The sequence below is a fragment of the Brassicibacter mesophilus genome (assembly GCF_050433385.1).
Taxonomy (GTDB): domain Bacteria; phylum Bacillota; class Clostridia; order Tissierellales; family Proteiniboraceae; genus Brassicibacter; species Brassicibacter mesophilus.
Window position 1 is genome coordinate 20,806 of the sequence record NZ_JBNPXI010000011.1, and the last position, 21,109, is coordinate 41,914.

17 protein-coding genes are annotated in these 21,109 nt (G+C 32.4%); 3 read left to right on the forward strand and 14 right to left on the reverse strand.

Features of this window, described 5'->3' with window-relative positions:
* Positions 1–99: 99 nt before the first annotated feature.
* A complete protein-coding gene (locus tag HNR33_RS12525; protein WP_429083772.1) occupies positions 100–1,863 on the reverse strand; it encodes a sigma 54-interacting transcriptional regulator in 1,764 nt (587 codons plus the stop codon).
* A 365-nt stretch (positions 1,864–2,228) separates the two neighbouring features.
* Positions 2,229–3,401 (reverse strand): acyltransferase, encoded by a 1,173-nt coding sequence (locus HNR33_RS12530; protein WP_429083773.1) that lies wholly within the window; start codon positions 3,399–3,401, stop codon positions 2,229–2,231.
* An 86-nt stretch (positions 3,402–3,487) separates the two neighbouring features.
* On the opposite strand from HNR33_RS12530, the gene HNR33_RS12535 reads away from it, so the two are divergent.
* The 3 genes from HNR33_RS12535 to HNR33_RS12545 all read left to right on the forward strand — a co-directional run bounded on the left by HNR33_RS12535 (position 3,488) and on the right by HNR33_RS12545 (position 8,145).
* On the forward strand, positions 3,488–5,554 hold the full coding sequence (locus tag HNR33_RS12535; RefSeq protein ID WP_429083774.1) for a helix-turn-helix domain-containing protein: 2,067 nt from the start codon (positions 3,488–3,490) through the stop codon (positions 5,552–5,554).
* Positions 5,555–5,842: 288 nt separating this feature from the next.
* Positions 5,843–7,183, forward strand: a complete 1,341-nt coding sequence (locus HNR33_RS12540; protein ID WP_429083921.1) for an MATE family efflux transporter — start codon at positions 5,843–5,845, stop codon at positions 7,181–7,183.
* Positions 7,184–7,425: 242 nt separating this feature from the next.
* Complete coding sequence (locus HNR33_RS12545; protein WP_429083776.1) at positions 7,426–8,145, forward strand: SGNH/GDSL hydrolase family protein; 720 nt, start codon at positions 7,426–7,428, stop codon at positions 8,143–8,145.
* A gap of 145 nt (positions 8,146–8,290) precedes the next feature.
* Here HNR33_RS12545 and HNR33_RS12550 read toward each other — a convergent pair whose 3' ends face one another.
* The 12 genes from HNR33_RS12550 to HNR33_RS12605 all read right to left on the reverse strand — a co-directional run bounded on the left by HNR33_RS12550 (position 8,291) and on the right by HNR33_RS12605 (position 20,820).
* Positions 8,291–8,881, reverse strand: coding sequence for a thymidine kinase (locus HNR33_RS12550; RefSeq protein WP_429083778.1), 591 nt, complete (start codon positions 8,879–8,881; stop codon positions 8,291–8,293).
* 208 nt (positions 8,882–9,089) lie between these two features.
* Positions 9,090–9,290, reverse strand: coding sequence for a 50S ribosomal protein L31 (rpmE, locus tag HNR33_RS12555; RefSeq protein ID WP_429083780.1), 201 nt, complete (start codon positions 9,288–9,290; stop codon positions 9,090–9,092).
* Between the two features lie 113 nt (positions 9,291–9,403).
* Positions 9,404–10,765, reverse strand: a complete 1,362-nt coding sequence (rho, locus tag HNR33_RS12560) for a transcription termination factor Rho (protein ID WP_429083782.1) — start codon at positions 10,763–10,765, stop codon at positions 9,404–9,406.
* A gap of 208 nt (positions 10,766–10,973) precedes the next feature.
* Positions 10,974–11,945 carry a class II fructose-bisphosphatase gene (gene glpX, locus HNR33_RS12565; RefSeq protein WP_429083784.1) on the reverse strand — a complete coding sequence of 324 codons (972 nt, stop codon included), beginning with the start codon at positions 11,943–11,945 and terminating at the stop codon, positions 10,974–10,976.
* Positions 11,946–12,142: 197 nt separating this feature from the next.
* Entirely contained in the window at positions 12,143–12,787 is a 645-nt protein-coding gene (fsa, locus tag HNR33_RS12570; RefSeq protein ID WP_429083786.1) for a fructose-6-phosphate aldolase, read from the reverse strand.
* A gap of 55 nt (positions 12,788–12,842) precedes the next feature.
* The gene (locus HNR33_RS12575; RefSeq protein ID WP_429083788.1) at positions 12,843–13,694 is read right to left on the reverse strand and encodes a class II fructose-1,6-bisphosphate aldolase; all 852 of its coding nucleotides are present in this window, start codon (positions 13,692–13,694) and stop codon (positions 12,843–12,845) included.
* Positions 13,695–13,737: 43 nt separating this feature from the next.
* Positions 13,738–14,397 (reverse strand): hypothetical protein, encoded by a 660-nt coding sequence (locus tag HNR33_RS12580; RefSeq protein ID WP_429083790.1) that lies wholly within the window; start codon positions 14,395–14,397, stop codon positions 13,738–13,740.
* Between the two features lie 139 nt (positions 14,398–14,536).
* Positions 14,537–15,355 (reverse strand): 3-keto-5-aminohexanoate cleavage enzyme, encoded by an 819-nt coding sequence (kce, locus tag HNR33_RS12585; protein WP_429083792.1) that lies wholly within the window; start codon positions 15,353–15,355, stop codon positions 14,537–14,539.
* 50 nt (positions 15,356–15,405) lie between these two features.
* Positions 15,406–15,789 (reverse strand): 3-aminobutyryl-CoA ammonia lyase, encoded by a 384-nt coding sequence (gene kal / locus HNR33_RS12590; RefSeq protein WP_429083794.1) that lies wholly within the window; start codon positions 15,787–15,789, stop codon positions 15,406–15,408.
* Between the two features lie 310 nt (positions 15,790–16,099).
* Positions 16,100–16,483: a response regulator gene (locus HNR33_RS12595; RefSeq protein WP_429083796.1), complete on the reverse strand. Its 384-nt coding sequence runs from the start codon at positions 16,481–16,483 to the stop codon at positions 16,100–16,102.
* 304 nt (positions 16,484–16,787) lie between these two features.
* Positions 16,788–18,812 carry an S-layer homology domain-containing protein gene (locus HNR33_RS12600; protein ID WP_429083797.1) on the reverse strand — a complete coding sequence of 675 codons (2,025 nt, stop codon included), beginning with the start codon at positions 18,810–18,812 and terminating at the stop codon, positions 16,788–16,790.
* A gap of 109 nt (positions 18,813–18,921) precedes the next feature.
* A complete protein-coding gene (locus HNR33_RS12605; protein ID WP_429083799.1) occupies positions 18,922–20,820 on the reverse strand; it encodes an S-layer homology domain-containing protein in 1,899 nt (632 codons plus the stop codon).
* Positions 20,821–21,109: the final 289 nt, after the last annotated feature.

Genomic DNA, 21,109 nt, shown 5'->3' on the forward strand with positions numbered 1-21,109 from the left:
GAAATGAGAGGATAATATTCCTTTTACATTGTATAAAGTGACTATTTTTCCATAATAAATTAAAGAGGAATATTTTCCTCCAAAAGAAAATATTCCTCTTTAAAATGGGTTATCAATATTTAGTTTTTTAAACTTTTTTCGTATTGTACTAGGGTCCAGCTTTAAAATATATGACATCTCCTGGGTGCTTTTACAATTCTTCATTACATCTAACAATAATTCCTTCTCATAGTCTTGCATTATATCTTTAAAAGAACTAATTTGATTGAATTTCTTTATCGTAGCTTTATTATGGGCTGAACGTATATTTGCACTAATTAGGTCTTCCACCTCAATATATTCGCTTACTGTAGTTACAACTAATCGCTCAACAATATTTTCAACCTCTCTTACATTTCCTAGCCAATCATATTCAATTAAATACTTCATTGCTTCTGGCTTAATTTTCTTAGCATATCCGTATTTTTTATTAAATCTTTCTAAACAACTCATAATAATAGGCTGTACATCCTCTTTTCTCTCTCTTAATGGAGGAATATATATAGGTACTACATTAAGCCTATAGTATAGGTCTTCTCTAAATTTCTTTTCTCTTACCATATCTTTTAAATTTCTATTTGTTGCAGCTATTATTCTAATGTCTACAGGTACTGTGGTCTTGCCTCCAACACGCAAGATTTCTCTATCTTGGATTACTCTTAAAAGTTTTACCTGTAAATTAAGTGAGAGCTCACCTATCTCATCTAAAAATAGTGTACCTTCATTCGCTAATTCAATTAACCCTATTTTACCATCTTTGTTTGCACCAGTAAATGAGCCTTTTTCATACCCAAAAAGCTCTGATTCCAAAAGATTTTCTGGAATTGAACCACAGTCTATCTTTATAAATGGCTTGCCTTTGCGTCTACTATTGCGATGAATCAGTTTGCTTAATACACCTTTACCTACTCCTGATTCTCCCTGTATCAGTACTGTGGAATCTACTTTTGCTACACGAACTGCTAAATCCATAATTTTCTTAATTTTTTTGCTATTAATAATAATATTATTTTCTTTTATGTGTTCCCAACGCAAAAGTTCAAGCTCAGTCTCATATTTTTTACTAATCAGCTGTGATTGGTTTAAATCCCTTTTCAATTTGTTTAACTCAGTAATGTCTCTAGAATTAATAACAACTCTAACCATTTTACCCTTCTTAAATATTGGTGTTCCAGTAGCTACAATTTCTTTTCCATTTACCTTTTGCAAAATTGTAACCGGCTTTTCCTTCTCAAGCACCTCTAGAGCAACTGATTCAGAGTACACTCCACATTCAACTAAATCAGACATATGCTTTCCTATTATATCATCAGCTTTTACACCATCTATTCTCTCACATGCACTGTTAAAACGTAAAGTGACCCCATTTCCATCAGTAATATGAATTCCATCTTTAGATGACTCAAAAATAGCTTCAAATTCTTCTTCTAAATCCATATAGTACTGAATTTGTTCTAAGTGAGCTTTTTTAATATCTTCTATTTCATAATAGTTTTGCAGAATTTCTCTTCTTATAAAACCTACATATATATCTTTATCATTAACAATTGGAACAATTGTCTGATTTAAGTTGTAAATATATAAATTATCACTATTCTTATTTATGAAAACAAAGTCTCTATCCATTATATCTAAAACCGACTCTTTCTTATCAAAGCTTTCTACGAGGCAAAATAAGCTTAACATTCCAATAACTTTTCTATTCTGAATAACAGGCAGATAAGTTGTTTCAGCCAAATAAAAAATGTTCATAATTTTTCTATAATCAGTTTCGTCAGCATTTATATATAGATTTTTTTCTAAAAACAAGTTTTCAGGTAACATCCCATAGCCTCCTTGTCTTTTCACTTTAATTCAGTAGCCAGTCAATTATCTAATGTTAATATAAATATCTTAAGATTTAGTTATTCTACATTTGATTTTGTTATTCCTTTATAGTTATTCAAAGAAACAAAATTGAAAAGTAACAAATATAATGATAGGACATTAATTGTCAGAGTCGAATACATGATTTATCATCACTAAGAAAGGAGAGAATACACATAACAGAGGAAGAAGCAAAGCAGTATACCGTTAGATATGCATATACCTCTATTGTAAAAGTAATAAGTCAAGGATCGGCCCCTTGACTTATTCACTCTCTAATGTAAGCTTAAATTTCTTAATATCGTCATATTTCCTTTCACACATTATCTAGGTACAACTTTCCTTATAATTGGTATCATATTTAAAGCTTTAACAACTAAATACGAGCCTATATAAGTTGCAATGCTGGCTAATGGTACTCCTATGATAGGATGAATAGTCATTGCGTTAAGCTTTATTATCATATGTCTTGAGGACAGGATATCTAACATTAAAAGATGCACTAAGTATATACCAAAGCTTGTACTGCTAAGATCTGAAATTGTCTTATATAATAATGATTCTTTTTTAATTACACTATTCCAATTTATATCTCTGATTAGTACAAACACACTTATAGTCATAAATATAACATTAGGAGCGTAAAAAGAATAAAAATGCGGGACATATTCTCCACCATTGTATTTAGTAAATACAAATGTACCAACTACGGTAATGACATACCCTAGAACACCTAATGTGTAGACTCCTCTTTTTCTGTTTCCTTCTAATCTTAATCTATTTAACAATAGTCCCAGTACATAATATCCTATACTCCAGTGAAAAAAGTCAAAGACAAATGCAGTTTGGAAACCAGTAAATTTTTGAATAAAATTGATTATGCCATTAACTATAAACCAAATAATAATAAAGTATTTGATATTGTCCACATTAGTATTTTTAATCCACACTTTCAATATCGGAGTTATTAGATATAGACCAATGATCATATATAGAAACCACAAATGTATGTGAACATTTCCTTGATAAAAATTAAGTACATATGCTAGAAGCATATCGGTATTAATATTTATATCTGCTCTATTAGTCCAAACCATGTATGCAAAGCTCCAAAATACTAGTGGAACTATAATCTTCCCTATTCTCTTTCTTAGAAATTGTAATGCAGATTGTTCTTTTTTACTATCAAGAAGCAACAATCCACTAACCATAATCAGAACAGGCACACTCCATCTAGTTGAAGCATCTATTATATTGCCAATCCACCACCAGCTAGTTCCATTAGTATATAGGCTAGCTAGCAGTGGAGCTGCCACATGAAGCACCACAACTGAAAATACAGCCAATATTCTTAATATATCTATATATAAAATTCTTTCAATCTTACGTTGTTCTATCTTAATCATCTCCTTCATGACCACAAACTGAATAGATACTATAAATAATTCTATACTAATGATATACTTCTTACAACTCTTAAGTTGCAAAGTCTTCATGATGAAGAAGAGTCAAGGGGCGTCCCCTGACTTATTAATAGTGTGATATAATTAGAATAGTAAAAGAACTTTTAAGGGTGGTATATATGAGAAAGGAATATGTAAACTATATGGCTGGTATGCCTATAACTATGTCCTTGATAAATATAAAACAATATCCAATACATTGGCATGATTCTATTGAAATTATTTTTGTATTAAAGGGAAGAGTCAGTGTTTCTATAGAAGCTGGCAAATATGAGGTGGAAGATGGCGAAATAGAGATAATCAATTGTGATGAAGCTCACAGTATAAACACAATAGATGATGACAATGAAATTCTATTAATACACATTGATCCAAACTTCTTTGAAAAATACTTTTCATCAATAAGAGATATCTTTTTCTATACTAACTCTTCTGATGTTGGAGCTCAGGAGGATGAAAAATATTATATTCTTAGACGACTACTCTCAATTTTAACTTGTGAAATAATTCAAAAACAAGACGATTATGAAGACCAAATAGAAGAAACTCTAGTCGAACTGCTATATCATCTATTAAATAACTTCCATCAACTTATTTATGAGAAGGAAGATCTAAAAGAAAATGAAGAGCAATTTGAGAGATATGATAGAATAGTAAGATACATTTACAATAATTATAAAAATAAAATAAGCTTAAGTGATATTGCAAAAAAGGAATTCCTAAGCTCGAACTACCTATCTCATGAAATAAAAAATACTGTAGGATATAGCTTTAAGGATTTTCTCAATCTTACTAGAGTTGAAGAATCTATAAAGCTGCTTTTAGACACTGATATGACTATATCAGAAATAACAGAAGAATTAGGTTTTTCACACAGTCGATATTTTAATAAACATTTTAAGAGACATTATAAATGTACTCCTCTCCAATACAGGAAAAAATACAAGGTAGATGAAGAAACACTAGAGAAACTAAAGGTATTCAATGAATTGGATTTAAACAAAGTATTTGAATATCTATCAGAGTATCTTGAAGATTATGATAGGTACAACTATACTGATAAAATCGTAAAAGTCAGCATAGATGCAGCACTTTCTGGTATAGATTTATTTAATGAATCAAAAAAAATTATCAGCTTGGGGGAAGCCTCCGAGCTGCTTAAAGAAACTCAAAGGAGTTACCTTAGACAACTTCAATCAGACATAGAATTTGATTATATAATATTAAATAAGCTTTTTTCAAAAGAAATTGGTGTTCTAATCGATCAAGATAGTTTTACAAACTGGTATGATATAAAAGAGCTTATAAACTATCTATTAAGTATAAATCTAAGACCAATCATTGTATTAGACGATATCGATACAGATACTTTAGTCAATCTTTTAGAGAGCTTCATCAGATATTTTAAAGAAGAATATGGCATTTACGAGCTCAACAAATGGATGTTTTCTACTGATAGGATAGTAAAGTCAGAAAAAAAAGAACAGATAGATAGTATGATTCATGATCACTTTGAGCTATTTGAATACAATATGGGTGAAGTTCAAAAAGACTTTATTTACGATACATGTTATATGGTTCCTTATATTGTCCATAATGAAATAAACGATAATTGTCTCTGCTTTAAAGCATTTGATAGCATATCTGAGAATAGTAATATGCAGAATGAAGTATTCATAGGTGATAACTCCCTAATAACCCGAATGGGGATTCGAAAACCTGCATATTACGCATATCTTCTGCTTTCCAAGCTCGGTAACGAGCTTATAGAGAAAGGTGATGGCTACATTATAACTAAACAAAAAGATGATATTCAGATACTGTTGTATAGTTATGGTGATGATATAGATAAAATAATATCTTTTGATAGTATTTTTAAACGTAGAGGTGTAAAGAACACCGCCGCAAGAAAATTTTCCATTAATATTATGAATCTATATGATGATTATGAAATGATCAAATATGAGATAAATGAAAAAAGAGGATCCGCATATGATTACTGGAAGGGGTTAGGAAAGCCAGCAAGACTTTCAGATGAGAATATTAAATTATTAATCAAAGCTTCTTCTCCATTAATAGATTTTGGTTATGCAAAGAAAAGCAATGTATTTAATATCTTAACCAAGGTTCAAGGGTATGGAGCAGTGTTAATAGAACTAAAAAAAGTACAAAAGCATCTTTTTTAAGGTGCTTTTGTACTTTTTTGTGTAAAAACATAATTGTCGAATTCAGCAAATATGTACTTTAAAGTCAGCGTTTTAGTGAATGTAATTATTCTACGTATTCAATATAATATTAGTAACCGGTATGAAAATTCAAGGCTTAAAGAGCGTTCATGAGGTGAAGATTTTTAAAATAAGAAAGAAAAGGTGATAATTATGGCTTGAACTGCCAATAAAGTTGTTGATGAAAAAAGTACATTTTCGGAAGGAAAGGTAAGCAAGTTATTATTCAGGCTTGCCGTACCAATTATTATATCAATATTTGTTTCAGAGCTTTATAACATGGTTGATACTGTATATGTTGGAAGAGAAATAGGTGCTAAAGCAATAGGCGCTCTTACAATAGCTTTTCCTATCCAGAGATTGATCATAGCTATAGGCTTGTTAATCGCTGTAGGAGCTTCAACTGCAGTAGCGCGAAGCCTAGGAGAAGGTAATAGTGAAAAGTTAAAGCATATCGTATCAAATGCTATAGCACTTATGCTAGTAATTATTTCTCTTCTTGTAATATTCATATATATTTTTAAAACTCCGATAATTTATTATTTAGGTGCAACCGAGAGTATTTTTCCATATGCAAATGAATACATTAGTATAGTGATATTTGGTGGAGTATTCCAATGCTTCACAGTTATAATTGGATACATTCTTACATCATTAGGCAATGCAAAGACTAATCTTATTGCTACAGTAATCGGAGCAATGTGCAACATTATAATAGATTACTTCCTAGTCGTTATGTTTTCATTCGGTATCAAAGGAGCTGCAATAGCTACAGTATCTTCTCAGATTATCTCATCTGTTTATGCATTTTATCATTTCTTGAAGATAAAAGATAAGTTCAATGTATCTCTTGGGTTTAGCTTAAACAAAGGAATTACTTATTCAATACTTACAGTTGGCTTTTCAACATTTATTATAGAGATATCTGATGCAGTAGTAGCGGTTGTATTGAATAACGTTTTGAATTCACAAGGAGATATGGCTATAATTATAGTTGGAGTAGTGACAAGAGTTTCAATGTTTCTATTTATTACTGTAATTGGTGTGGCTTCAGCAATGCAGCCTATAGCGGCGTACAACTACGGTGCCAAAAACTTCAAGAGGTTAAAGGAAGTTGTTAGCAGCTCCATGAAAGCAGTTATGCTAACCTCATCTCTTTTATGGCTAATAGTTCTAGTATTCGCAAACCCAATATTAGCAACCTTTGTAAAAGAAAAAGATATATTAATGGAAGCAGTAAAAGCTTTTAGAATAGTAATATCAGTCTTTCCCTCAGTAGGAATATACTTTGTTGCAATTTACTATTATCAGGCTATTGAAGAACCTAAGCTGTCCTTGTTACTTTCAATATATAGACAGTTGTTGCTATTCATACCGTTATTGTTTATTATGGTTAGAATGTTTGGTTTAGTAGGTGCGTGGATTGCGTATCCAGTATCTGACTTATTATCTGCTATCACTGGAGTTTATTATATAATTAAAGCAAAACAAGATATGAAAGAAAGGTACGAAGAACTCCAGCTTATCAAGAAAAACAATAAAAACGAAAATAAATTCAAGCCAATTATGGCTGATTTTAATAAGGCATAATCAGATTAGTGAGTCAGAGGACAGTTCAAATCGTCCCCTGACTCATTTTTTTAAGTTATAGGACTTCTTCCTGACTCACATTTCATCCCTTGATTCATGTTTTTAAAAATACACCTTGACTTCTGGTTAATATATGGATAATATATAGATATAGTGATAAGTAGTTTTTAAAACTACGTGTTGGAGTTGGTATGAAACAGTTCATATATAGAGCTTATTATTAATTTATATGGAGGGATATTATGCATATAAAAGAGTGCTATCAATTTGCGGTTTATGGAGATTCTATTTCAAAAGGAGTAATATATGATGATAAAAAATGCCGTTATGTTGTATTAAAAGATAATTTTGTTAGCCTAATAGAGAATAAGCTCAAGGGTGTAATTTTTAACATGAGCAAGTTTGGTAATAATATAATAAGAGGTACTCAGAAGCTTGAACGGGATGTTGAAAAGAAGAATCCTGATATTGTTTTAATTGAATTCGGAGGTAACGACTGTGACTTTGATTGGGATGCTATTGCAAAAGAACCTAATAGCAGTCATCAGCCAAAGACAGAGTTATACATATTCGAAAAAACATTAAACGGTATTATTAAATATTTCAAAAATCTTAATATTGTTCCTGTATTGATGACTCTTCCTCCTCTGGAGCCTAATAGATATTTTAAGTGGATCTGCAAAAACAATGGCGAGGCAGAAAAGAATGTGCTTTCTTGGCTTGGTAGTGTGAAGAAAATATATACATGGCATGAGCAATATAACTCAAAAATAGTGGAGATTGCAGAGAAAAGTGGTACTGAACTGCTCGATGTCAGGGGAGCATTCCTTGAAGAGAGTAATTATAGTCAATATCTTTGTGTAGATGGTATTCACCCGAATGCAGAAGGACATAAGCTAATTGCAGGTAAAATAATGGAATACGTAAATTTAAATTATAACTTTTTATTAAAGGATAGGTAATAAAGTTAATATATATCAATCATAGTTGCATCAAGCTTTGTCATCATAATGTATGTACTCCAAAGCTAGTGCAACTAAACCTTTACTCTTATATTAGAAACAATATTGGGCCGATAATAAATGAGCTTAAAAATTTTTCTTCAAACTACAAATATCTACTTTTCTCTCTAAAGTAGCATTCACCACAAAGTGATTCGTATTCAATGTTATTTTCACGATCTATAGCTACTTGCTTTCCTTCGAAAACAAATCTTCCGTTAATTTTTCTTGCATTTAATATTGCTTTTTTACCACATGCGCAAATAGTTTTTAACTCTTCTATACTATGGGCTATCAGTAATAATCTCTCACTGCCTTCAAATCCTATCATCTGAAAATCTGTTCTAAGTCCATAACAAATTACTGGAATATTCATTTTTACTGCTATTTCAAAGAGTTCATCTATTTGATGCTTGGCAAAAAATTGTGCCTCGTCAACTAGGATACAGTCAATCTTTCCGTTTTCTTCATTCCATTTTTGGACTTCATCGTAGATATTTTTATCTTTTTCTAACAATAAATCAACTTTTCTATCTATGCCTAATCTAGAGATTACTTTATCTCCACCCTTTGTATCTATTAAAGGTTTAATTATAATGACTTTCATTCCTCTTTCTTCATAGTTGTATGCTACCTGCATTAAGCTAGTTGATTTACCACAGTTCATAGCTCCATATCTAAAATATAACTTCGCCAACTTAATTCCCCCTATCTACTTTATGTATAAAGACACATCTAAAGAAATATGAGTATCCTGTAAGCTGTTAGGTCATCAACTTACCGTTCCATTTTCCTTCTTGGAACAGAGATGACAGACAAAGCGCCCCCTAGCTACCACTTATTTTATAAAAAATAAAGGTTAGAAGCCAATGGCATCTAACCTATGAGACAGATTTAAGTAGCTATTACTCCATACCGTATTTCTTCTTGAATTTGTCAACACGTCCACCTTTATCAACGAACTTTTGACGACCAGTGAAGAATGGATGGCATTCTGAGCAAATCTCTACTCTTAACTCATCTTTTACAGAACCAGTTTCAAATGTATTTCCACATGCGCAATGCACAACTGCTTTTTTGTAATCTGGATGTATTCCTGCTTTCATTTATTTCACCTCTCTCCCAAAACATTATTGCACTATATTTAGATTTATATCTAGTTTTCAACTAATACATTATAGCACATCTATATTTATATTTCAACATTTTAAAGAGATTCTTAATCCCATATTTTGTTTCTTACCATATCTATAAATTCGTTGTTAGTTTTTGACTGCATTAGATGATCTATTAATGTTTCTGTTACATCAGCTATAGGATAATTGCTTAAAGCCTTTCTTATACGCCATATAGTTTCTAATTCTTTTTGGTTAAGAAGGAGATCCTCTCTTCTTGTTCCAGACTTATTGATATCTAATGCAGGGAAAATTCTCTTCTCAGAAAGCTTTCTATCTAAATGTATCTCCATGTTTCCTGTTCCTTTGAATTCTTCAAATATAACATCATCCATTCTGCTTCCTGTCTCTACAAGGGCTGTAGCAAGAATAGTAAGGCTTCCACCACCTTCTATGTTTCTTGCTGCACCAAAAAATCTTTTCGGTTTGTGTAATGCACCTGGATCTAATCCACCTGATAGAGTTCTTCCTGTAGGCGGTATTGTAAGGTTATATGCTCTAGCTAACCTAGTAATACTATCTAAAAGAACTACAACATCTTTGCCATGCTCAACAAGTCTTTTGGCTCTTTCAAGTACTATTTCTGCAACCTTTATATGGTGCTTAGGAAGTTCATCAAATGTGGAGTATACAACATCGCCTTTAACTGATCTCTGCATATCAGTTACTTCCTCAGGTCGCTCATCTATTAATAAAATTATTATTTCTATGTCAGGATGATTTTGAGCAATACTATTTGCTATCCTTTTAAGAAGTGTTGTCTTACCTGCCTTTGGAGGTGCAACTATCATTCCCCTTTGTCCTTTTCCTATAGGAGCTATTAAATCAATTATTCTTGTTGATAATTCATTTGGGGAAGTTTCTAGAGAGATTCTTTCTTCTGGATAGATAGGAGTTAAAGTATCAAAATCTGGTCTTCTTGTAGCAGTATCTGGATTTTCACCATTGACTTTCTTAACATACAATAAAGCCTTATATTTCTCACCAGTCTTTGGTGGTCTTGTAATTCCATAGATTTTGTCACCTGTTCTAAGATTAAATCTTCTTATCTGTGATGGCGATACATATATGTCCTCACTACCTGATAAATAGTTCTCGCTTCTCATAAATCCATAACCATCTGTATGTAATTCAAGTATGCCATCTGCTATGTTTATTTCTTCACTTTGTTGTATTTCCTCAGTTATTTTATCTGGTAGGGTTTTAATGTAAGACTTACTTATACCTGTTTTTTTCTCATCCTCTTCAGTCTCTTTTTCACTTTTCTCATCTTCACTAATATAGTGCTGTATAATAATATCAATAAGTTCATCTTTCTTGTGTTTTGTACAACTTTTTATCCCTATTTCTTTTGCTATTAAGCGCAGTTCATCTAGCTTTTTACTGCCTAATTCGGTACGATTCAAAATTACACCTCCAAAACTAATTCGCATTACATCTAATTATTTTTTCCAAAAATTGATATTTTATAAGGGATAGCAATTAGGAAAGTATAACAGAAGGGTATCAACTATAGTTATATTATCATTTTGTTAAGATTCAGTCAAGAAGTTAAGAATTAATAGAACTTCATCTCAATTTAAGTTTAAATCGAGATGAAGTTGTGATGAATTTTTACTTAGCGTACTCTGGTTTTTTATCAAGTTTATGAATAGCTTCTACAAATCTTACAGTTCCAGTTTCGGACCTTGCTACCATTGAGTGAGTCTTAGCCATATTATTTTCAAGGTAAACTACACCTTTTAATAATTCTCCATCAGAAATTCCCGTTGCAGCAAAAAATATCTCATCTCCACTTGCAAGGTCCTCCATTGATAAAACCTTATTAGTATCTGATATGCCCATTTTGTGACATCTTTGCTTTTCTTCATCGTTCATAGGTACTAATCTTCCTTGAAATTCGCCGCCCATACATTTTAATGCTGCAGCTGCTATTACTCCTTCTGGAGCTCCACCTATTCCCATAAGTATATCTACACCTGAGTGTTCGAAGCAGGTGGCAATTGCTGCTGCTACGTCTCCATCTCCAAAAAGCTTTATTCTTGCTCCTGCTTTTCTTACTTTGTCTATTAACTCGTGATGTCTTGGTCTATCAATCATAGTTACAGTTAAGTCTGATATATCTTTGTTTAAAGCTTTTGCAACTGCCTTAAGGTTTTCTTCGACTGGAGCCTCAATATCTATTTTACCTGCTGCTTTTGGTCCTACTGCAATTTTGTCCATATACATATCTGGAGCATGAAGCAGACATCCTCTAGGTGCAACTGCTACTACTGCTATTGCATTAGGCAGACCTTTAGCTACTGCAGTTGTGCCATCTACTGGATCTACTGCTATATCTACCTTTAAGCTTGTATTAATACATCTTCCTATTTGCTCGCCTATATAAAGCATAGGTGCTTCATCCATCTCGCCTTCTCCAATAACTACTACTCCATCAATGTTAAGAGTTTCAAACATCCTTCTCATACCATCTACGGCTGCTTGATCTGCTGCATTTTTATCTCCTCTACCCAGATATCTAGCACTTGATAAAGCTGCGGCTTCTGTTACTCTAATTATATTGAGTGCAAGGTTTCTATCCATAGTAAGACCTCCTAAGTTTAACTTTTCTAAGAATAGTATATGCTATTTAATATTTATTTGTCAAAAAGTATAGCATAAATAATGATTTATTTAATTCTCTAAATTTATTTCAATTATAATCAAAAATAAAAGAGAAAATCACCCCAAAATGATTGATTTTCTCTTAATTCTCAATAATTGTTTTACATTGTCTCCTATTATTTAGGTACACCTTCCCAATCCTTTAAAAATCTCTCTATTCCAAGATCTGTCATTGGATGTTTAACCATAGCTTCAAATACCTTGTACGGTACTGTAGCTATGTGTGCACCAGCTTTAGCTGATTGAAGAACATGCATAGGATTTCTAATGCTTGCAGAGATTATCTCTGTGTCTAACCCATGTATGTCAAACACTGCTGCTATATCTTCTATTATCTGCATACCTTCATTACCTATATCATCCATTCTTCCAACAAATGGGCTTACATATGTGGCTCCTGCTCTTGCAGCAAGAAGGGCTTGATTTGCTGAAAATACTAATGTTACATTTGTTTTGATACATTTTTGACTTAATATTTTTACTGCTTTTAGGCCTTCTTTTGTCATAGGTATTTTTATTACGATATTTTGATGGATTTTAACAAGTTCTTCAGCTTCTTTAACCATGCCCTCAGCTTCAAGACTAATAACCTCAGCACTTATAGGTCCATCAACTATAGAAGTTATTTCTGTAATGACTTGCTTAAAATCTCTTCCTTCTTTCGCTATTAGCGATGGGTTTGTTGTTACGCCGCAAATTACTCCCCAGTCGTTTATTTCTCTTATTTCGTCAATATTTGCTGTGTCAATAAAAAGTTTCACTTAATCACCTCATTTTTATTTCTTAAATAAGTCATAGGACTATACCATGACTCACTTATGCTCTTCCTGCTGAACCGAACATAATCATCTTTTCTGCTATTATCTTTTGCATTTCTTTTTTAGCTGGCTCTAATATCTTTCTTGGGTCATAAGCTTCAGGATTGTTTATAACAAACTCTCTTACGGCCCTTGCAAATGCCATTCTTATATCTGTATCTATGTTTATTTTGTTTACTCCGAGACTTACAGCTTTTCTGATACTATCTTCTGGTACGCCTGAAGATCCATGTAATACTATAGGCATATTAAGTCTTTCTTTTATTACTTTTAATCTATCAAAATCAAGCTTTGGTTCTCCTTTATATGGACCATGGGCTGTTCCTATAGCTATTGCTAAAGAATCAACTCCTGTTTCTTTAACAAATTTTTCTGCATCATCTGGGTCTGTAAATGTAGCTTCTTTTTCTGAAACTGTTATATCATCTTCAGTTCCGCCAATTTTCCCAAGCTCAGCTTCAACAGATACTCCTACTGCATGAGCAATCTCTATAACCTTGTTTGTAATTTCTATATTGCCTTCTAATGGATACTTAGAACCATCTATCATAACAGAAGTGAATCCATGTCGTATACATTGCATTATTTGTTTAAAATCTGTTCCATGGTCTAGGTGTATTACGACTGGAACTTTAGCATTGTATGCTGCTATTTTAGACATCTGTGCTATATACTCGACTCCAGCATATTTAAGTCCTCCTTGGCTTGCCTGAAGTATTACAGGAGAATTGGTTTCTTCTGCTGCAGCTATTATTGCTTGAACTATTTCCATATTATTTACATTAAAAGCACCTACAGCATAGCCGTTTTCATGTGCATGCTGAAGTACTTCTTTACCTGTTGCTAACATATCGTTATTCCTCCCTTAAATTATTACCATCCATTTAATATCTTTATTTTTTAAAGTAATCGTTTGTTTGATTTATTGCATCTATACATTCAAATCCATGCTTATGCATCAATATACGTTCTCTTTTTTTTAGGTTTCTATAGTCCTCGTCATTTTCTGCATATATCATCTTAATACTATCACAGTTTAAGCATTTAAGCTCTATTCTATCTGGAAATAAATCTGTAAGGATGTCATGACTTCCACAATCACATTTTATTCTTCCATCATTGTCAAGCTGTTTTATAAATTCCAGTGACTTCATAATAACTTCAAAGTTTTCAAAGTAGTCATAGAAACCTAGCTCACTTAATAGCTCAGATGGGTTCTTTTCGTTCTTCTCAATCAATTCATGTATGTCCTCATTGTTCCCTATAAAGCATATTTCCATTCCTGTTTCTATGCATCTAGTAACAATATTGCCCTTTAAGAGCTGCTTAAGTGTATACTTAAATATATGCCTTTCTTGACAAGCAAAGCACACTACGTCTATCCAAAATGATTTAAAATCTTTCGCCTTTATTATAGCATTTATTTGCCCACATGTGCATTTAAGTTCAGTTTTCTTATCTTTATATAGTTCAAATAAGGAAGTATTATGAAGTTGTAAGCCTCCGCAGACATCACATCTCACAGCAAATGCTATATTGGTATTTACTAACAATCTAGGCACCTCCTTATTTATTTTAATTCTTCATTTATATTATAATTCCTTCTTTACATAACAAAGTGAGAATAAAAAAGCAGCATAAGCTTGAGTAATTTCAAGCTTTATGCTGCTTTGTGAAAATTTTTTAATATATTTATTTTCTTGGTATATTTAATATTTCTCTTGCTTCGTCTGGAGTTGCTACTTCTCTGCCTAGTTCTTTAGCTAACCTTACTATTCTCTCTACTAGCTGTGCATTTGACTTAGCAAGCTCTCCTTTGCCATAGTATATGTTATCTTCAAAGCCAACTCTTACATGTCCTCCTAGCATTATGGCAGCTGTTGCCAATGGAAGCTCATATCTTCCTATACCTGCTACTGTCCATGTTGAATCTTTAGGTATACTATCTACAAGATATAATAAATCTCTTAATTCAGCAGTTATAGCTCCAGGCACTCCCATAACAAAATCAAAATGTAATGGTGTATTTAAAAGACCCTTTTTTACCAGTCGTAGAGCGTTATTTATCATACCCTTCTCAAATACTTCAAGCTCAGGCTTAACTCCCAACTCCTGCATTCTCTTAGCAAATTTCTCCATGTATTCTTCTGTATTCATAAATACATCAGGTCCAAAATTGCAAGTTCCACAGCTTAATGTTGCCATCTCTGGCTTAAGCTCTACAGGCTGAAGTCTTTCTTCTGGTGTATGCCAAACTGCTCCACCTGTTGAAGGCTGAAATATAACAGGGCACTTAGCTTCTATCTTTTCTTTTATTTCTTTATATACTTCATAGGACTGAGTTGGATTTCCATCTTTATCTCTAGCATGAACATGAACTAAGGATGCGCCTGCTTTGTAAGCTTCATATGCTGCCTCTGCTATTTCATCAGGAGTTAAAGGAAGGTTAGGTTGTTGTTCTCTTGTAACCTCTGCTCCTGTTAATGCAGCAGTTATTATAAGTTTTTGCATTCTATATACCCCCATCACATTAGTTAATAGTTGAGAATTGAAATTAATAATTACTTTCTTTGTTTATCTTTTGGGACTACACATGTTCCTACTGCTCTACAAACAACTATTGGTTCTTCTAGTACGTCACAAGCTGATTCGTTGATATCGGGTCTAGGAACTATGACCTTTCTTGCTTCAAACACCATTTTTCTTGAGCTATTTCCTACTTTTGTGATCTCTCCTACTGCTTCTATGTAATCTCCAGCATACACAGGTGCTTTAAACTCTACTTGCTCGTAACCAGCAAATAATCCTTCGTCTCCATCATTTCTTATAAGTAGTTCTGTTGCAACATCTCCGAATAGTTGAAGCATTTTTGCTCCATCAACAAGATTTCCACCATAATGAGCGTCATGCATACTCATTCTAATCCTTATCATAGCTTTTTCCATGCCACAATACCTCCCCAATTATATTTACTATCTATGGATATTATACTAGAGATTCAGTACATAAAGCAATTTATTACAATAATGTAGTAAAAAAGGCTTCTAAAGAAGCATTATAATGTTTCCTTTTTTTGAAACTCATCTACTGAAAGTTCTTGTTATTAAAAATATAAAAAAGGCTTCTATTAAAACGTTAATATATTAAGGAAAACTAGGACTTACCTATGGGTTATAAAAGTAGAACTTTCCCATTAGTTATAAAAAATAGTGCAGAAATGACATACTGTCAATTCTGCACTATTTTCTTTAGCCTTTAGCAAGCAAATTCATTCCGCATTGATTCACTTATTAGCTTCCTAACACTGTTCCTTACTATATCTATATCAAATGGTTTCTTAATGACAAGCTCTGGCTTTGATTCTTCGATCTCATCAAGCTTGTCTTGTTCTGAATATCCGGTTAAGATTATGCTGCTTATACTATGATCTATCTGCCTCATAAGCTTCAAAACGTCTGTGCCCTTCATATTTTGTAATTTCATATCTAACAGTACAACTTGTGGCTTGAATTTTTTAACCAGCTCTAAAGCTTCTTCCCCCGTTTCTACAACCTCGACATCATAGTCACGTTTAAGAATCTCTTTAAGTAATACCCTCATGCCATATTGATCGTCAACGCATAACACTTTCGGTTTCAAATGGCTTCCCCCCATTTAAATATAATTCCAATATAAAATATTCTACAAATGTTAATATATTCCTTCCGAACGTATGTTTTTTTAACATTTTTTTGAATTCTTTGTTTTCAATAATGTAATAAGAAAAATAGCCTGCTCAAAGATTTTTTAATCATTTGTGACTTTAGCACTATTTATATTAATATCTTCCTGTTTTCTATTCTTCTTTCTTATACAAAAAAAGTGAGCATATAGATAGCTCAAATAATAATCTATATGCTCATTATATAGAATGGGACTTAATAACAATTTTTCAATAAAATTTTTAGTCTTCTATAGATATTTCAACTATTGTGTTATTTATTACCTCGAACTCGCCCTCTTGACCTACTTCAAGATCATCAACATTAGCATTCTCAATATCTTCAATTTCAATTTCTGCATCTTCACTAACTAAATATGAAACTTCTTTATCATCATCTGTTTCAATCTTAAGAGTAGTACCTTTGCTTGATACTGTTATTGCTTTGATCTCGCCCTCTATTTCGAATTCATTATCTTCAGCGTATATGCTGATAACTTCATCGTTCTTTATTTCAAGTTCTACCTTCATCCCAATTTCAAGATAATCTATATAGTTCCTATGATCTTTAACTTCAACCTTTACAACATTAGCTAAGTCATATTCTTTTTCTTTTTTATCTACTTTAACTGTTATTGTATCTTTATCAACCGATAAAAGAATTCCTTCTACTTCTGTTATTCTGTTTTGAACTTCGATTGATACTATAATATCATTTTTAATTTCAAACTTAGCATAGTCACCGATTTCTAAATCATCTATATCTGGTCTTGTTACTCCTTCTATTTCAATGTCTACATTATCAGATACATCATATGTTACATACTTCCCATTATCTTTTTTTATCTCTATTTCATCATCAATATCTCTAATTTCTCCATAAAACTTATCTTCTACGCTTTCAGCATCTACACTAATAATCTCATCGTTTTCTAATTTAAATTCTGCGTACATTCCTACTCTTAAATCTTCTAAATCCTTGTTTCTTCCATCAATCTTTACTTCTGCATCTTCGTCTAGGTCATACTCTTCTTTGTCTATTGTAAGATGATAGCTTCCAGCTAGGTCGATAGCTGTAATTGTTCCTTCTACTTCATCATCCCAGTCTTCTCTTTCTCTATTTCTTTCAACAAAGATTTGAGTTACTCTGTTTCTTCTATCTACTACAACACCAATTTTATCATCTTCTTCTATTTCACTGAAATTTCCTTCACCATTCTTGAACTCCACTTCCACATTGTCAACTACTTCAAACATCATAAGCATAGTTTCTGATTGTAGTGCTATTCTATATGGTTTAGTTGTGTCTATTTCTTTCACAGTACCTTTATATCTTGCAATAATCTTATCTTCATCTAGTTTATCTACTATCTCAATATATACTACTTCCCCATCTTTTAATTCCATTTTCACTTTGTCACCAGTTTTGATATCATCATAATCTACTCTATCTTTGCCATCATACACTCTTACTTTATCGTCCACAGTATAATTCTTTGTTGTTCCATTTACTTTAACAGCTATTCTATCTTCATATACTTTGTATACTTCTCCAGCTACTCGTTCATCATCATCACTATCTACCTTGTCATCTAATCTTGAGAAAAGTACCGCCATCTCTGCTCTTGTCATAGTTCCCATTGGATTAAACTTCTTTGCACTACCTTGCATCAACCCTAAATCATTAATCATATATACATATCCAACTGATCCCTGTGGAACTGCTGGAGCATCTACGAATGGAAGCTTTTTATCCATATTATCGCGTGCTTCGTCATCATATCCTAATGCTCTTACAACATATTTTGCTACCTCGTGTCTCTTAGCTGGCTCTTGAGGTTTAAAGTACATCATATCTACATCATCAAGTATTCCTTTTTCATACGCTATAGTAACATAACCTTTTGCCCAATTTGCTACTACATCACCTCTATACTTCTTTGGAAGATCATTTATTGCTATAGCTTCATCTTCCCATCCCATTACTCTAAGGGACATTACTATAGCTTCAAGTTTTGTCACTGCTGATTGAGGTACATATCTTCCGTTACCCATGCCATTGATTAAACCTTTTAAGAACATCTTTTCAATAGCCTGCTCTGCCCATTTAAAGCTGTCTAGGTCATCAAAATATTTTTTTGCCTGTCCTGGTGGGACTTTGTTTTTATTCTTGTTTTTTCCCCATCCATCTGCATAAGCTGTTGTAAAACTTATAGATAGTACCAGCGAAAGTGCTACTACGGTTGAAATGATTCTTTTTGCCTTCATTCAATTACCTCCTATTGTTTTGATTTGTAATATATATTCGAGGTAGTCTTACATTATTTAGGGGTATGTCATAAAAAAATCCTAACCATATAAGGTTAGGACTTTTTTCCTAATTATTATCTTGAGTTATTATAACACTTTTAGCTGTAAAGATTGTTCCATCAAAGCTACCCATGACGAATATTTCATCACCCTTATCAATATAACTAAATCTTGTTTTTCCACCATCAGCATCTATATAAGAAGTATCATCAGTAACGTAAACCGTTATCTGTTTTTTCTCGCCTGAGTTAGGATCTATTACTGATATTACAACTACCTCTGCCTTACTATTCACATAGTCAACAATACCTGTATACCTATCGTTTTTCTCTCTTGCTTCAGCCTCTAGAGATACTATCTCATCACCTTCAATGTCCACTTCAACATAGTATCCAAGCTTTAAGCCATATATATCAGCATCTCTCCTATCAACATCTATATCTGCCATATTACCTATATAGTATGTGTTTGTTTCTCCGTCTTTGTTTCTAATAGTAAGCTCAGGCTTACTTGAAATAAGGATACCTACAATCGAGCCTTCATCTTCACTTTTTACGGTTTTCGCTTCTATATCTGTTATTATATTATATTCAACTTCTATATTTACCTTATCTCCTTTTCTTATATCAGAAATTTGGGCTCTTCTTCTATTTCTTTCTATCCTTGCTCTATTATCTACAGGAAACTCATAAGTTTCCTTATATTCATCAACTATCACAAGTTCTGGTTCAGGAGAGTATTTTATGTCTTTTACTGTTCCTTCAAGTTTTAGATACTTACTCTGAGCTTCTATATCAACTATTTTACTATTTTTCACTTTAACTTTTACTAGATCCCCTGATTTCAATTCACGCAAATAAGCATCTTCGCCATCAATTGTTATATCTGCATCTTCATCTACATAGAATGTCTTTCTTTCCGTCTTAGATGACTTGTCATCTACTTTATATTCTATGGTAAGCATAGCAGGATCCGAAGATATTATAGACTTTATAGTTCCTTCGTAGTCTTCGTTTATTCCCTCTGCTTCAAGTGAAACTATTCTAAAATCTTCTGTTACCTCAGCTCCAACTTTTAATCCTTCAACTATTTCTTTAAAGTCTACCTTTTTACCATCAAGCTTAATAGTTGATGTAGAATTCGCTCTATATGATGTCTTAGTTCCTCTTTTGTCTTCAATTGTAATATAAATTTCATTTGTTGCTCTTACTATACTTGATATTGTCCCCGAGATTGAAATAGTTTTTTCGTTTTTATCTGGTACTGATGTGTCTGGCACTGTTACTGAAGTTCCATTAGATTTCATATTATCATAAGCTATTGAAAGCATTTTAGCCATCATAGCTCTATTTACAGAAGCTTTAGGGTTGAACTTGCCATTCTCATCTCCCTTTGAGCTTACAACACCCTTATTTATCATCATGTCTATATATGGTGCAACATAAGCTGGTATAAGCTCAGAATCTTTAAATGGAAGAACAATAAATGTCTTGCCTGCAGCTTCTTTCTCTAGTCCCATAGCTCTAGTCAAATATATACAAAGTTCATCCTTTTGAGCTGGATTATCCTTATTGTTTGTACGAAAAGTTTTAACTGCATCTTTAGATACTATTCCTGATGCTAATGCTATGGCAATACCATCTTGGAACCATTCTTTTATACCCATTTCAGTTAAAAAACTTTGATATGTTTGTCTAGCTTGGCTAGTTTTATCCTTGTCTACAGAAAGAAGTCTTGAAATCATAACAACTGCTTCTGTCCTCGTAACATTACCACTTGGGTTGAATTTTTCACCTTCACCCTTGATGATCCCTGCATTATTCATCTTGTCTATATACTCTTTAGCCCAGTGTTTATCTGGTACGTCTGTGAATGTTTGAGCATATACTGCTGTGTTTGTTAGAATGAATATTGATACTAAAATTAATGAAAATACTCTTATGTACTTTTTGTTAGTAGCTAACATTGGTTGCCCTCCCTTTCTTTCTTTATCCTCTATATATTCTTTAAATAAACCTTAAATCCTTCTGTTTTGCGAAAAATAATACAATTAACATCAATTTGTAATACTTCTGACATCTTATTGAAACATTATATAAGTGTATCATTATATATGACGTACAGTTTTCGCCTTTTGTTCCATAATTTTTTCTTTTATTTATATTTTTAATGTATACATACAATATAAAAAGCGAGTATAGATAAAATATTGATTTCCACTTTCCCCACTTTGGATCTATGGTTCAAAATAAAAG

Bases quoted from the DNA above. Each gene is read 5' to 3' on its own strand.
- HNR33_RS12525 (WP_429083772.1), bottom strand. From the start codon at position 1,863: ATGTTACCTGAAAACTTGTTTTTAGAAAAAAATCTATATATAAATGCT.
- HNR33_RS12530 (WP_429083773.1), bottom strand. From the start codon at position 3,401: ATGAAGACTTTGCAACTTAAGAGTTGTAAGAAGTATATCATTAGTATA.
- HNR33_RS12535 (WP_429083774.1), top strand. From the start codon at position 3,488: ATGAGAAAGGAATATGTAAACTATATGGCTGGTATGCCTATAACTATG.
- HNR33_RS12545 (WP_429083776.1), top strand. From the start codon at position 7,426: ATGCATATAAAAGAGTGCTATCAATTTGCGGTTTATGGAGATTCTATT.
- rpmE (WP_429083780.1), bottom strand. From the start codon at position 9,290: ATGAAAGCAGGAATACATCCAGATTACAAAAAAGCAGTTGTGCATTGC.
- glpX (WP_429083784.1), bottom strand. From the start codon at position 11,945: ATGGATAGAAACCTTGCACTCAATATAATTAGAGTAACAGAAGCCGCA.
- HNR33_RS12575 (WP_429083788.1), bottom strand. From the start codon at position 13,694: ATGTTAGCAACAGGTAAAGAAGTACTTCAGCATGCACATGAAAACGGC.
- kce (WP_429083792.1), bottom strand. From the start codon at position 15,355: ATGCAAAAACTTATAATAACTGCTGCATTAACAGGAGCAGAGGTTACA.
- kal (WP_429083794.1), bottom strand. From the start codon at position 15,789: ATGGAAAAAGCTATGATAAGGATTAGAATGAGTATGCATGACGCTCAT.
- HNR33_RS12600 (WP_429083797.1), bottom strand. From the start codon at position 18,812: ATGAAGGCAAAAAGAATCATTTCAACCGTAGTAGCACTTTCGCTGGTA.
- HNR33_RS12605 (WP_429083799.1), bottom strand. From the start codon at position 20,820: ATGTTAGCTACTAACAAAAAGTACATAAGAGTATTTTCATTAATTTTA.